General features: G+C 63.9%; 13 protein-coding genes. 8 read left to right on the top strand and 5 right to left on the bottom strand.

What is annotated here, in order from left to right; genetic code table 11:
• Positions 1 to 2 precede the first annotated feature (2 nt).
• Positions 3 to 599, bottom strand: a complete 597-nt coding sequence (locus LZ012_RS07660) for a cytochrome b/b6 domain-containing protein (RefSeq protein WP_275709241.1) — start codon at positions 597 to 599, stop codon at positions 3 to 5.
• Positions 578 to 877, bottom strand: a complete 300-nt coding sequence (locus LZ012_RS07655; protein ID WP_275709660.1) for a hypothetical protein — start codon at positions 875 to 877, stop codon at positions 578 to 580. Before LZ012_RS07655 ends, LZ012_RS07660 begins: the two co-directional genes overlap by 22 nt.
• Between LZ012_RS07655 and LZ012_RS07650 the strand changes: the two genes are divergently transcribed.
• The 5 genes from LZ012_RS07650 to LZ012_RS07630 all read left to right on the top strand — a co-directional run bounded on the left by LZ012_RS07650 (position 761) and on the right by LZ012_RS07630 (position 4,546).
• Positions 761 to 1,324, top strand: a complete 564-nt coding sequence (locus LZ012_RS07650; protein ID WP_275709653.1) for a sigma-70 family RNA polymerase sigma factor — start codon at positions 761 to 763, stop codon at positions 1,322 to 1,324. The genes LZ012_RS07655 and LZ012_RS07650 overlap by 117 nt on opposite strands.
• Positions 1,321 to 1,962, top strand: coding sequence for a DUF1109 domain-containing protein (locus LZ012_RS07645; RefSeq protein WP_275709239.1), 642 nt, complete (start codon positions 1,321 to 1,323; stop codon positions 1,960 to 1,962). Before LZ012_RS07650 ends, LZ012_RS07645 begins: the two co-directional genes overlap by 4 nt.
• 21 nt (positions 1,963 to 1,983) lie before the next feature.
• Positions 1,984 to 3,141: a patatin-like phospholipase family protein gene (locus LZ012_RS07640; RefSeq protein ID WP_275709237.1), complete on the top strand. Its 1,158-nt coding sequence runs from the start codon at positions 1,984 to 1,986 to the stop codon at positions 3,139 to 3,141.
• 117 nt (positions 3,142 to 3,258) lie between these two features.
• Positions 3,259 to 3,615, top strand: coding sequence for a PA2779 family protein (locus LZ012_RS07635; protein ID WP_275709235.1), 357 nt, complete (start codon positions 3,259 to 3,261; stop codon positions 3,613 to 3,615).
• A 130-nt stretch (positions 3,616 to 3,745) separates the two neighbouring features.
• Positions 3,746 to 4,546 (top strand): PA2778 family cysteine peptidase, encoded by an 801-nt coding sequence (locus LZ012_RS07630; RefSeq protein ID WP_275709233.1) that lies wholly within the window; start codon positions 3,746 to 3,748, stop codon positions 4,544 to 4,546.
• Positions 4,547 to 4,607: 61 nt separating this feature from the next.
• Here the strand turns inward: LZ012_RS07630 and LZ012_RS07625 are convergent, their stop codons facing one another.
• Positions 4,608 to 5,030: a hypothetical protein gene (locus tag LZ012_RS07625; RefSeq protein WP_275709231.1), complete on the bottom strand. Its 423-nt coding sequence runs from the start codon at positions 5,028 to 5,030 to the stop codon at positions 4,608 to 4,610.
• A 158-nt stretch (positions 5,031 to 5,188) separates the two neighbouring features.
• Here LZ012_RS07625 and LZ012_RS07620 point away from each other — a divergent pair, with 158 nt between their 5' ends.
• Complete coding sequence (locus tag LZ012_RS07620) at positions 5,189 to 6,007, top strand: class I SAM-dependent methyltransferase (protein ID WP_275709229.1); 819 nt, start codon at positions 5,189 to 5,191, stop codon at positions 6,005 to 6,007.
• 160 nt (positions 6,008 to 6,167) lie between these two features.
• Positions 6,168 to 7,472, top strand: a complete 1,305-nt coding sequence (locus LZ012_RS07615) for a hemolysin family protein (RefSeq protein ID WP_275709227.1) — start codon at positions 6,168 to 6,170, stop codon at positions 7,470 to 7,472.
• 4 nt (positions 7,473 to 7,476) lie between these two features.
• Here LZ012_RS07615 and LZ012_RS07610 read toward each other — a convergent pair whose 3' ends face one another.
• Together LZ012_RS07610 and LZ012_RS07605 are read right to left on the bottom strand one after the other, a co-directional pair.
• Positions 7,477 to 8,679 (bottom strand): EAL domain-containing response regulator, encoded by a 1,203-nt coding sequence (locus LZ012_RS07610; protein WP_275709225.1) that lies wholly within the window; start codon positions 8,677 to 8,679, stop codon positions 7,477 to 7,479.
• A 13-nt stretch (positions 8,680 to 8,692) separates the two neighbouring features.
• A complete protein-coding gene (locus LZ012_RS07605; RefSeq protein WP_275709223.1) occupies positions 8,693 to 12,028 on the bottom strand; it encodes an MASE4 domain-containing protein in 3,336 nt (1,111 codons plus the stop codon).
• A gap of 439 nt (positions 12,029 to 12,467) precedes the next feature.
• On the opposite strand from LZ012_RS07605, the gene nhaD reads away from it, so the two are divergent.
• Positions 12,468 to 13,751 carry a sodium:proton antiporter NhaD gene (gene nhaD, locus LZ012_RS07600; RefSeq protein WP_275709220.1) on the top strand — a complete coding sequence of 428 codons (1,284 nt, stop codon included), beginning with the start codon at positions 12,468 to 12,470 and terminating at the stop codon, positions 13,749 to 13,751.
• Positions 13,752 to 13,762: the final 11 nt, after the last annotated feature.

Here is a 13,762-nt window from a genome sequence, read left to right as displayed (position 1 = left end):
TCCTAACGACCGCGGATCATGGCCAGCAGCGTGCGGGGAACCAGCGCCACCATGACGATGTGAATGACGAAGAAGGCGACCAGCGCCGCCATGGCCAGAAAGTGCTCGCGCCGAGCCGCTTCGTAGCCGCCGAGCAGTTCACGCAACAGGGGGAATTGCACCGACTTCCACAGCACCAGGCCGGACAGCACGAGCAGCACCAGGTCGAGCATCACGAACAGGTAGGCGGCCCGTTGCACCATGTTGTAGTGGCTCAGATCGGCATGCGCCAGCTTGCCTTTCAGCGCGGCCAACGCATCGGCCACAAAGGCCCGCGGCGACCACGGGAAGAACTTGCGCCCCAGGCGTCCGCTGACGATATTGCACGCCAGGTAGATCAGGCCGTTGCCGACCAGCAGCCACATCGCCGCAAAATGCCATTGGATCGCGCCGCCCAGCCAACCGCCGAGGGTGATTTCACCCGGGATGGCAAAGGGGAAAAATGGCGAGGCGTTGTAGATGCGCCAGCCGCTCATGGTCATGATGACGACGGCGACGGCATTGACCCAGTGGGTGATGCGTACCCAGCGTGGATGTATCAGATCGGTAGTGTTTGCCATGGCCGTCCTTCCAACAGGTGGCTAATGAGTTTGATTGCCTTGTCTGAAAGGTAGTTCGCGCATGCTTGGTGAATGGTTACAAGCTCAGGCAAAATTTCTTTTCCCAACACATCGGCCGGTATTTTTTCCGGCTGATGTAACCAAAGGCCCCGATGCAACGAATAAACAGAGAAGCAGGGTTTCGTGCCAAGGAAGATCGCCTGAGAGGACTTCTGGTACGGGGTCTTGCCGGCGACAATGCCGCCTACCAGGCGTTCTTGACGGAATTGAGCGCGCATCTGCGCGCCTTCCTGAGACGACGCCTGAGCGGCTTGCCAGACGAGATAGAGGATTTAGTGCAGGAGTCGCTCCTCGCCGTGCATAACCAGCGCCATACCTATGACCCTGAGCAGCCCTTGTCGGCCTGGGCGCAAGCCATCGCCCGCTACAAGCTGGTCGATCTGCTCCGGCGGCGGGCGGTGCATGAGCAGTTGAACGATCCGTTGGACGACGAAATGGAACTATTCACCACGGCCGATTCAGAGGCGGCCGAAGCGCGGCGGGACCTGAGCAAGCTGCTCGACGACTTGCCCGATCAACTGCGCCTGCCGATTGTGCACACCAAGCTGGAAGGCTTGTCGGTGAAGGAAGCAGCCGATCTGAGCGGGATGTCGGAATCGGCGGTGAAGGTCGGCGTCCATCGTGGCTTGAAAGCGCTCGCCGCCAAGATTAGAGGTGTCCTATGAAAACTGATGACCTGATCACCATGCTGGCCAGCGGCGCCGTTGCCGTCGATGGCCCCCCAGCCGCCCAACGCTATATGGCATCCATCGGCTGGGGCGCGCTGGGTGCCGGCCTGCTCATGCTTCTGCTGCTGCAGATTCGCCACGACCTCGCGCAAGCGATTCTGCTGCCGATGTTCTGGGTCAAGATCGGATTTGTCGCCTCTCTGGCCGCGGCTGGGCTGTTTGCCGCCCTGCGCCTGTCGCGCCCGGGCGCCAAAATCGATTGGGTGCCGGTGGCGCTCGGCCTGCCGGTTCTCGGTATCTGGGGCATCGCCGCCTTTGCCTTGATCGAGGCTGAACCCCTGGAGCGCTCCAAGCTGTTCTTCGGCGACACCTGGAAAACCTGCCCCTTGTTGATCGCCCTGCTCTCGATCCCGGTCTTCGCCGCCGTGATGCGCGCCATGAAGAACCTGGCACCGACCCGGCTGCGGCTGGCCGGTTTTGCCGCCGGCCTGCTGTCAGGCGCTGTTGCCGCCGTCGTCTATTGCCTGCACTGCCCGGAAATGGGCGCCCCCTTCGTCGGCTTCTGGTACCTGCTGGGTACGCTGATTCCGGCCGGAATCGGCGCCCTGCTGGGTGACAAGATCCTGCGCTGGTAGCCATCATCGGGGGAATGTGCCATGCCTGCCGCCCACAAGACAGCCCGCATCATCGAACCGCAACGCAGCATCCTCGTCTTCCAGGGCGGCGGGGCGCTCGGCGCCTACCAGGCCGGCGTTTACGAGGCATTCGAGGCCAGCGGCCGGCAGCCGGACTGGGTGGTCGGCACCTCGATCGGCGCGATCAATGCGGCATTGATCGCTGGCAACCCGCCAAATAGACGCCTCGAACGGATCAAGGCTTTCTGGAATCGCATGGCGCGGCCGGAGACCGGCCTGGCCGCCGGCTGGTCGCTGCCCGACGAAGCCGGCCAGCTGCTGGGCAACGGCTTGGGCAGCATGCTGCGCAGCCTGCACACCATGGCCTTCGGCCTGCCCGGCTTTTTCCAGCCCCGGACCAATGCCGCATTTGCCTGGGGCCTGGCCGGCGCGCCGACCGATGCCAGTTTCTATGACGTCGCCCCGCTCCGCGAAACCCTGCTCGAACTGGTCGATTTCGATTACCTCGCCGACTCGCCGGTGCGCCTGTCGGTCGGCGCGGTCGATGTCGAGAGCGCGCAGATCCGTTATTTCGATTCGCAGCATTGCCGCATCGGGATCGAGCACATCCTGGCCAGCGGCGCCCTGCCCCCGGCCTTTCCGCCGGTGGAGATCGACGGCCGCCTGTACTGGGACGGCGGCCTCTACTCGAACACGCCGCTCGACTGGATCCTGCACCAGCCGCGCATCCACTCGCTGTGCCTGTTCGCCATGCTGTGGCAGCAAAACGATATCCCGCCGCAAACCCTGAGCGATGTCCTGCGCCGCAGCAAGGAGATCCAGTACCTGAGCCGGGCCGAATCGCTGATTGCCATCGAGCAGGAACTGCATCAGCTGCGCCATGCGGTCAATCTGCTCAGCTACGAACTGGCCAAAACGGACGCGCAATCGCCCTTGCGCGATCTGGCCCGCCTGGGGTGCGGCAGCGTCTTCCACCTCGTCTATTTGCAGGTGCCGCGCCTGGCCGGCGAGGATCACAACAAGGACATCGAATTCACCGCCGGCCGCGTCGCCGAGCGCTGGGCCGCCGGACTCGCCGATACGCACCTGGCGTTGCGCGAGAAACCATGGGAACGGGAGAAAGTGGCGCGCTCGGAAGGCATCGTGGTGCACGACTATTCGTCGGCGAGTGCACGCTAGCGTCGGCGCACCGACGCCAGCGGTCGCGAAGCGCCCCGGGTCTTCCACAAAAATTCAACGGAATTTTTTTTGACAGGGCGATGTCGAAAAAATACGTCGCAACCTCAGGAGAAGAAGATGAAGAAAACTTCTGTTCGCTTCGTCCAGACGGCCCTGCTTGCGCTGGCTGTCGGTTTCCACACCCCTCTCGTGCGCGCCGAACTGGTGACCACCCCGGAAGCAGCCTCCCAGGAGTCCGCTGATGCCGAGCGAGCCAAGGTGCAGCACTTCCTCGAACAGGCCACCGTCAAGGATCGGCTGCAGGCCATGGGTGTCGGCGGGGTCTTTGCCGCCCAGCGCGTGGCGGCCCTCGATCAGCAGGAAATCCATGCCCTTGCCCAACGCATCGATGCGATGCCGGCGGGGGGCAATATCACTACTACGGAATGGATACTCATCGTGCTCGTTGCCATCCTGATAGTCATCCTCGTCTGATGTGGGACTCCTCTCACGCTGCCTGAGTGCCGCCGCGGTTCTGGCCCTGGCAGCGTGTGCGGGTCTCCCGCCGGCCGGCTGGGATACCGCACCTCGTGATTCGCTTCCCGAACGGGCGGAAAGGCAGGATGTGCCTTTCCATCCGCAGGAAGCCTACCAGTGCGGCCCGGCAGCCTTGGCCACGGCCTTGGCGAGCGTCGGCATCCGGCGTAGCCCGGACCAATTACGGGATGAGGTCTATATCCCTGCCCGGCAAGGCAGCCTGCAGCCCGAAATGCTGGCGGCCGTTCGCCGCGCGGGCGCCATTCCTTACCGCCTTGCTCCCGAGCCGCAGGCGCTGCTGAAGGAACTGGCAGCGGGGCATCCGGTGGTGGTGTTGCAGAATTTGCGCTTCGACTGGGCGCCCCAGTGGCACTACGCGGTGGCGGTAGGTTACGACCTGCCCGCCGGACAGGTGATACTGCGCTCCGGCGTCGAGAAGCGCCTCGTCATGGACCTTGGAGCTTTCGACCGCAGTTGGGCGAAAGCCGGGCGCTGGGCGTTTGTCGCTCTGCCCCCCGAGCAGCTTCCGGCCGCCGCCAATGAAACCGACTACGTGGCGGCGGCGGTCGCACTGGAGCGCGTCGTCCCGGAAGCCGCCGAGAAAGCCTACGGTACTGCCTTGAAGACCTGGCCGGGCAATCTTCTCGCCCGCATCGGAATCGGGAATGCTGCCTACCGGCGAGGTGACTTGGCCGCAGCCGAAGCCGCCTTCCGTCAAGCGGTTGACGAGCATCCGGCATCCGGCGACGCCTGGAACAACCTCGCCCAGACCCTGCACGAACGGGGAAACCAGCCGGCCGCCCGCGAAGCCGCGGAACGGGCGGTAGCCATTGGCGGACCGCGCCTGCCTATCTACCGGCAGACCTTCAAGACCGTCTCGGGCGGGTGACCTGATTGGAAAAAAACAGCCAGAAGTGCGCCGCAGAGCGGCTGCCTGCCAAGCTGCCCGTTTAGCGTTGCGTGCACACCTCGGTCCCGAAATTGCCGCCCTTGAATTCGGGTTCGTAGTAATACTTGGCGAAAGACCACTTGCCCGATTTGGCCCTGGCAAACGAGGCGATTCCGGTCCCGAAATCCTTGGGGGCCGGGTCGGTGTTGGCGAAATGAATCGCCATGGTCTTGCCCCGTGACGCGGCATGGCCGGGATAGCTGCCATAACCCGGAACTTCCAGCTTGAATGCATACGCGCCGTGGGGTCCGGTGCTCTGGCTGTCGACCCGCGCCAGCGTTACGACGCCGGTATAGGGCCCCTCGTGGCTGTCCTGCCCGGTGCAGTCGTAGGTACCGCTGAAGTCCGGTCCGGTAAAGGCCGGCTTGGCGTAGGCGGCACCCGGCAAAATGGCGAGAGCCGCCAGGAAGGCAAGGAGTCGCATGCATGCTTCGTGAGGACAAAGGAAACCACTATAGCCCAAGCGGCTGCCTGACCTGATGGTAGACCGCGGCCTGCGCTCCACATGCAGCAATTCGCCAAAACCGATTCCTTGCCCGACTTGTCTATTGGATTGTGAATATGGCGAAGCGGAGGCCATCCATGCCTGATATTGACGAAGACAAGCGCTTTGCGGGTTCCATTCCACGCCTCTACGACAGCTATCTGGTGCCGCTCATTTTCGAACCCTATGCCGGCGACTTGGTGGGGCGGCTCGACATGGAGGCGCCTTCCCGCATACTCGAAATCGCGGCCGGCACCGGCGTGGTGACACGCGCTCTGGCTGCTGCCTTGCCGGACACCGTCACCATCGTCGCCACGGACTTGAACCAGGCCATGCTCGATCATGCCTTGAGCGTGGGCACGCAGCGTCCCGTCGCCTGGCGTCAGGCGGACGCGATGCAGTTGCCCTTCGCCGCCGAATCATTCGATGCCGTGGTCTGCCAGTTCGGCGCCATGTTCTTTCCCGAAAAGTCCGCAGCCTTCGCCGAGGTGCGCCGGGTGCTCAGGTCGGGCGGCGTGTTCATTTTCAATGTGTGGGACCGGATCGCCGACAACGAATTTGCCGACGTCGTGACGACGGCCCTGGAAGCCATCTTCCCGGAAAATCCGCCGCATTTCCTGGCGCGTACGCCGCACGGCTACCACGACCGCCAGATCATCGAGCGGGATTTGGCGACGGCCGGATTCAGCCGCCCGCCCCAGTTCCACACCGTCGCCGCGCGCAGCCGTGCCGCCTCTGGCCGCATCCCGGCGATTGCCTACTGCCAGGGAACGCCCTTGAGGAACGAGATCGAGGCCCGCGATGCTTCGCGCCTGGGCGAAGCCACCGAGGTCGCGGCGGCAGCGATTGCCGGACGCTTCGGCGTCGGAGCCGTCGATGGCAAGATCCAGGCCCACGTTGTCATCGCCGTAAAGTGACAGCGGACGCCCTTTGCGACCGCCTGGCCTTTTTCGAGCCGGGCGTCAAGGCCGTTCGGCTCCATCCGCCGTCGGTCCGGCGCCGGGAAAGGCGCCTGCTACAATCCACGGCATTTCAACACCGAAGCCGAGCACCGTTGGGTGCAGGTGGGCTTCACCCATGGACATAGCGCTACTCCTCGTACTAATCCTCATCAATGGCGTCTTCGCCATGTCGGAAATTGCCGTGGTGTCGTCCCGCAAGGCCCGACTGCAGACGCTGGCCGATGACGGCAGCCCGGGCGCGCAGGCGGCGCTTGCGCTGCAGCACGAACCGTCCAGTTTCCTGTCCACCATCCAGGTCGGCATCACGTCGGTCGGCATCCTGAGCGGCGCCATCGGCGAAGCCGCGGTGGCCGACCCGTTGGCCGACATGCTGGCCGCCGTGCCGCTCCTCGCCCCCCATGCCCGATCCGTGGCGCTGGCCATCACCGTGGTCGCGCTGACCTATTTCTCGGTGGTGGTCGGCGAACTGGTGCCGAAGCGGCTGGCCATGCTGGCACCGGAAGGCATCGCCTCGCTGATTTCCCGCCCGATGATGGTCCTGGCCAGGATCGCCCATCCGCTCGTGGTTGTCCTGTCGTCGTCGTGCACCGCCATCCTGAGCCTGCTCGGCGCCCGCCGCAAGGAGGAGCCGCCGGTCACCGACGACGAGATCAAGGTGCTGATGGAGCAAGGTGCCGAAGCCGGCGTCTTCCACGAAAGCGAGCAGGAGATCGTCGCCAACGTGCTGCGCCTCGACGAGCAGCGCATCGCCGCCATCATGACGCCCCGCCGCGACATGTTCGTCATCGACCTCGCCGACGACGAGGAAAACATGCGCCGCCAGATCGTCGACACTGAGTTCTCCCGGGTCGTCGTATGCCGCGACGGCCTGGAACACATACTCGGCGTCCTGCAGACCGGCGACCTGCTCCGGAAAGCAGTGCCCGGCCATTGCATCACCGCGGCGGATGTCGAGGCCGTCCTGCTGCCGCCGCTCTACGTCCCGGAATCGGTGACGACCACCCAATTGCTTGAGAATTTTCGCAACTCCCGCCTCCAGTTCGCCCTGATCGTCGATGAATACGGCGAGGTCGAGGGCCTGGTGACGCTGACCGACGTCCTGTCCGCCATCGTCGGCGAACTATCGGTGCCGGCCGCGCCGGAAGACCGCGACATCGTGCAGCGCGAGGACGGCTCGTGGCTGGTCGACGGCGACGTCAGCATCGAACGCCTGAAATCCTCGCTCGCCATCGCGGCCGACCTGCCCGGGGAAGACGAGCGCAGCTTCCATACCCTCGGCGGCTTCATCATGCACACGCTCGGCCGCATTCCGGCCCCCACCGACCATTGCGAAGCGGTGGGCTGGCGTTTCGAAGTGATGGACATGGACCGCAATCGGGTCGACAAGGTCCTGGTTTCCGCCACAATCCCCGCCGGCTAAGCCGTTAGCCTGCGCCGGGAGCTTTCCACTCGGCCATCCAGCTGGGCAGATCGGCCGCCGGCATGGGCCGCGCGATGAAATAGCCCTGCGCCAGGTCGCAGCCAGTTTGACGCAGGAAATCCCAGTCGGCCAGGTCCTCGACCCCTTCGCCGACCACTTCCATGCCCAGTTGTTTCGCCAGCCCGATGCTGGCCAAATAGATCGCCCGGATCGTTTCGTTGGCATGGGCGCCATGCACAAAGCTCTGATCAATTTTCAGCTGATTGAAAGGAATGTCGCGCAACTGGACCAGCGACGAATGTCCGGTCCCGAAATCGTCTATGGACAAACCGAAACGCTTCAAACGCAGGCGGGTCAGGATTTCCAGCGGCGTTCGCAAGTCGCCCATCAGCCGGCTTTCCGTGACCTCCAGCACGATTTTCTGCGGCGCTACGCCGGCCGCCGCCACCAGCCCGGTGACGAGACCCGAGAATTCCAGCGAAGTCAGGTTGTCCATCGACACGTTCACCGCCACCCGCAACTCCAGTCCGGCTTCCTGCCAGTCCTTGGCTTGGGCCAACGCGGCGTAGAGCACGGCGCGCGTCAGGTCGCCGATCAGGCCGTGTTCTTCCGCAACGCCGATGAACTGGTCCGGAAATACCAGGCCATCCGCCGGATGGCGCCAGCGGACCAGGGTTTCCACTCCGACCACCCGTCCGGTGGCCAGGGCCACTTTGGGTTGGTAGAAATTGATCAGCTCGCCGTTGGCGATGGCGGCCCGCACCTCGTCCACCCCGTAAATCTTCTTGGTCGGGCGCGGCACCTTCGGAGCGGGCGGCAGCCACTTCTCCAGCAGTCTGGCCAGTCCGTCCGGAGAAATCGGCTTGTTGAGATGGCCGAGCAGCGTGATCCGATGCGCTTCGACCAATTTCTCGGCCGTCTGCAGCAAGCGCTCCCCTTCCCCGCTGACCAGGATCAGGCTGCCGGCGTAATGGTGCTCGACCAATTTGCGGACAAACTCGATACCGTCCATTTCCGGCATGTTGAGGTCGGACAGGATCAAATCCGGCGTACGCTGCGCACTGCCGACCCATTCCAGGGCGGCGCGCGCCGTATCGCAAGTCGTCACCTGGGTAAAACCCTGCCTGGCCAGCATATGGGCAATCAGCTGGAGCATGAAGGGCTCGTCATCGAGAACGAGAATCCGGATGGCCGATTTGTCGATCATGGTCATTCCTCGATTACGTCGGCGAATGGGCGAAACAGACTTGGAGATAAGTCTCCACGTGCGCCATTTCCTCCTCGAAACGAGGCAGCAGTACGGATAATTGTTCATTCCGGCCGCTATTGGCGGAGGCTTCCAGCTGCGCACACAACTCACCGAGCGCGAAGGCGCCCACGGAACGGGCAGAGGATTTCAGTTTGTGCGCCTCCGCACTGACCTTCGCGGCCATGCCGCTCGCGCAGGCGCGTTTCAACTCCACAGCTGTTTGGGCAGCGGTGGTCTGGAAGAGTTGCAAAAGCTCCCGAATCAGTTTGGGATCGCTGCCTACCAAGGTCTTCAACACGTCGATATCGACCGGCGTCACATGCTTGCCCGCGGCGTGTTGCGGCACGGCCGGGCCCGGTCCGGTTTCGGCCGCCGGCAACCATTTCTTCAACATCGCTTGCAGGTCGGCCAGCTGCACCGGTTTGCTCAGATAATCGTCCATGCCCACGCTGCGGCAGTGCGTGGCTTCTTCCTTGAGAGCGTTGGCGGTCAAGGCGATGATGGGCAGGTGCCGGGTGCCCTGTTCCTGTGCGCGGATCGCCGTTGTCAGCTGATAACCGTCCATTTTGGGCATGTGCAGGTCGGTTAGGAGCGCCGCATAATTTTCCTCCGGCAAGCGTTCCAGGACTTCGTGGCCATTGCCGACGATATCGGCTGCGAAGCCGAGCAGATGGAGCTGCTGCAGAATGACCTTCTGGTTGGTTTCGTTGTCCTCGGCGACCAGGACCAGGCGCCCGGATCGTCCGGCCTCTTCGCGTGACGGCGGGCTGATCGGAGCGCTGATTTTGCCGGATTGCGGGATGACATCGTCTTCTTCGGCGCGCCCGGCGGCGATTGCCACCGCTTTCAGCAGCATCCGGCGCGTCAGGACATTGCGGTCGACCTGCACCACACCGCTGGCTTCGGCTCGCGGCCGCCGCCGTGTGCCGCGCCCGACCACCACGAAGCGCAGCATCAGGTCGGAGCGGGTTCCGCCGATGGAGTGCAACGCGTCGGCCGACGGCCGCTGGTCGTCGCCGACGATGACGCACACCCATAGGCCGGGCGCCAAACTGGCGGCCCGGTCAGCTGCCGCTGGCAGATCCGGCGCTTGCTCGACCGTCGCCCCGCCGTGCGCGAGATAGGCCGCGAAATCGGCGGCCAGGCCCGACGCGGCGCCGACGACCAGGCAGCGGACCCCGGCGACCGCTGATCCTGCCTGACCCGTGTCGGCCTCGGCGGCCAAGGTCGCAAACGGGATGGACGCTGTAAAGGTGGCCCCTGTACCGACCGTACTGCGCACCGTGATCGTCCCGCCCATCAGTTCGACCAGATGGCGGGAAATGGCAAGCCCCAGGCCGGTCCCGCCGAAGCGCCGGGTGGTCGACACATCCGCCTGGTTGAAGGGAGCGAACAAGCGCGCCATGGTCTCGTCGTCCATGCCGATGCCGTTGTCGGTGACCTGAAACTCGATCACGACCTTCTCCGCATCGCGTTCGGCGAGCACGGCGCGCATGGCGACCGAACCGGAACGCTCGCCGCCGCTGGAAAACTTGATCGCATTGTTGGCCAGATTGACCAACACCTGACGCAGGCGCAGGGCGTCGCCCAGAATTTCCGGCGGAATCGACGGATCGGTAAACAGCGTCAGCTCCACCCCTTTTTTCTCGGCCAGGCGATCCAGCAAGCCGGCAACCTTTTCGACCACATCGGCCACCGCCAACGGCGCCCGTTCGATTTCCAGCTTGCCGGCCTCGATTTTGGAAAAGTCGAGGATGTCGTCGATGATGGTCAGCAGCGAGAATGCCGAGTCGCGGATGAGATCTGCCATTTCGACCTGGTAGCCCTTCAGGCTGGTCTGGTGCAGGACGTCGATCATGCCGACAACGCCATTCATCGGCGTGCGGATCTCGTGGCTCATGGCGGCCAGGAAGTCCGACTTGGCGCGGTTGGCCTGCTCGGCATCGGCCCGCGCCCGGGTCAGTTCGGCGATGAAACGCTTGCGCTCGCGGATATCGCGCAGGGTGCCGACAAAAAAACGTTCGCCGCGCACCACATATTGGCTGACGGCCAATTCGAGTGGGATCAGGCGGCCATCCTTGTGCCGCCCCTCCACCTCGCGCCCAATACCCATGACCTGGGCTTCGCCGGTGCCCAGGTAGTTGGCGAGATAGCTGTCATGGATGCTGCGATGCGGTTCGGGCATGAGCATCGAGACGTTGTGCCCGATGACCTCCGCGGCGGCGAAGCCGAGCACGCGCTCGAGCGCCGGGTTGGTGCTGCGCACGATGCCACGGGTATCGATGGTGATGACGCAGTCGACCTGGTTTTCGACGATGGCGCGGATTTCCTCGTCCTTGTGGTTAAGCGCCTCCAGTGCCGCGGTGCGCTCTTCGGCGCGCCGGTCGGACTGTACCCGCAGCCGTTCCAGTTCGACCGCCTCGTGCCTGGCTCGGTCATGCGCTTCGGCGAGGCGGATGTAGAGCACCAGGTTCTCGAGCAGCAGCACGAGAAGAATTGAGCTGGCCGCCAGCAGCCCGTAAATCCGGCCGGCGTAGAAGCCGAGATCGAAACGGCCGCCGTTGAGGACCGCAGACAGTGCAATATCGAAGATCCACACGCACAGCACGACCATCAGCCACACGTCCAGCACCGAGTATGGTTTTCGCCGCCACAGGATCGCCAAGGCGATGATGCTCAAGACCCAGGTCATCGTAAATACGATGCTGCCGACCACGGTGTAGTGATTGCCCAGCATCAGCGCAGGAAGCAGGTCGTGCCCGGCTGTCGTCAGAGCGGTGATGCCGCACACCGCGATCAGGACGGCTGCGACACCGGACAGAATGGTGCTCAAGGGAAAATCGCGTGACGGAACCGTTGCGTGCGTCTTGCCCTTGAGCAGCGTGTAGGTGATCACATAGAGCGGAAAACCGCCATGCCACAAGGTATATAGCCAGGCCGTGGTCTGTGGGCCGGCGCCGAGAAGGCCGGTAGCCGAGAACAGCCCCGGAAAGGTCAGCGCATGCGGAATCGTCAGGAACGCGGTGAACAGGTACCCGCAAGCCAGCACAAACAGCGCCCGGGAGCGCAGGATGCCGAATTGGCCGAAGAGGAAAACAGCAGTGATCAAATCGTTGATCACCAGGGCCGATTCGTAAATCGGGATGAAGGCCGGTACCGGAACCAGCGGGACTTTCGCAAAGGGTACGGCGCACAGGAAGAGCGCAGCGGACACCAGCACGGCGGCCAAGGCGAAGCGGCGCTGATTGCGTCCCGCCGCCAGGGTCGATAAGAACACCGGACTGTCGTCGGATGATTCGTACGCCATTTTGCCTCCTGTCATATCAGCCAAGCCATACGGCAGCTGCGGCTGCGTCAGACTTTACGCATTTTGCAGCATGATGTCATTACAGCCCGGCGGCGCGGGTGGACGATTTTCGTAGTATCGCGATGCCAGTATCCATCGCGCACTCTGAGCAAACGCCGCCTGCGGATTTGTGACCATTGAGAACGATGAGGGGACGTCCGGTATAATCGTGCCTTGGGTGTCCGCACGGCAAGACGAACGCGGACAGGGTTTTCGTGCTGGTCGGGCCGCCGCACGGGTCAATCGAGAGCACCCATGAACCCTTATTGCGCCCCTCGGCAGCATTCGCTGCGCGATTTTTACTCCCTTGTCACCCGCCAACCGGCTGCATTCCGCGCCCGTTGCGAAGCGCCCTGTGCCGCAAGTAGCCGGTCGAGCGACAACCTGCGGAGCGCCTGACATGGAAACTGCCCTGATTGCCGTTTTTGTCGTGGCGTATGCCGCCATTGCGCTCGAGCATCCGCTGCGGATCAACAAGTCCGCCTCGGCCCTGCTCGGCGCCGGACTATTGTGGACCCTCTACGCCGTGGCGACAACCGCCCCCCAGCAGGTGAGCCATGAACTGGGCGAGTCGCTGGCGGCGACCGCGCAGATCGTCTTCTTCCTGATGGGCGCGATGACCGTCGTCGAGGTGGTGGACGCCCACAACGGCTTCGAGATCATTACCCGGCGCATCCGCACCTCCAGCCTGGCGACGCTCCTCTGGCTGGTCGGCGGCGTGAGCTTCTTCCTCAGCGCCATACTCGACAACCTGACGACGACCATCGTCATGGTATCGCTGCTGCGCAAACTGCTGGCCAGGGACGAGGATCGCTGGTTCTTCGCCGGCATCATCGTCATCGCCGCCAACGCCGGCGGCGCCTGGTCGCCGATCGGCGATGTGACGACCACCATGCTGTGGATCGGCGGCCAGATCACGGCGCTGGCCATCATCCAGTCCGTGCTGGTGCCAGCATTGGTCAGCCTGATCCTGCCCTTGGCCATTGCAGCCTGGCTGTTGCGCGGGCGGGCAGTCGTGCCGGTCGCCGGGTCGGAGAACGGCAACGGTTCGTGTACCACCGATTTCGAAAGGAACCTGATGTTCGGCCTGGGCCTCGGCATCCTGGTCGCGGTGCCGGCCTTCAAGACGGTGACCCACCTACCGCCGTTCATGGGCATCCTGTTCGGCCTTGGCATCCTGTGGCTGGTCGGTGACCTGATGCAGCGCAAGCACGATGCGGACTTCAGGCAGCACCTGACGCTGGGCCATGCCTTGAGCCGCATCGACATGAGTTCCATCATGTTCTTCGTCGGCATCCTGCTGGCGGTGGCGACCCTCGAACACGCCCACGTCCTGGCTTCCCTCGCCCAGTGGCTCGATCAGGCCATCGGCCGGCAAGACGTGATCGTTCTGCTCATCGGCATCCTCAGCGCCATCGTCGATAACGTGCCGCTGGTGGCGGCGGCGATGGGCATGTACAGTCTGGGCGACTTCCCGGCCGACCACTTCCTGTGGCAGTTCCTCGCCTATTGCGCCGGCACCGGAGGATCGGTGCTCATCGTCGGCTCGGCGGCCGGCATCGCGGCCATGGGTTTGGAGAAGATCAGCTTCTTCTGGTACGTGAAAAGGATCAGCGGCCTGGCGTTGATCGGCTACTTCGCCGGGGCCGGCGCGTTTCTGGTCCAGCACCGCTTCCTGACTTAGGAAAGCCGGTA

This window comes from Dechloromonas hankyongensis, assembly GCF_022012295.1.
GTDB classification, from domain to species: domain Bacteria; phylum Pseudomonadota; class Gammaproteobacteria; order Burkholderiales; family Rhodocyclaceae; genus Azonexus; species Azonexus hankyongensis.
Note: the sequence above shows the minus strand (reverse complement) of the source record. Positions and strands in the feature narration are given on the sequence as shown.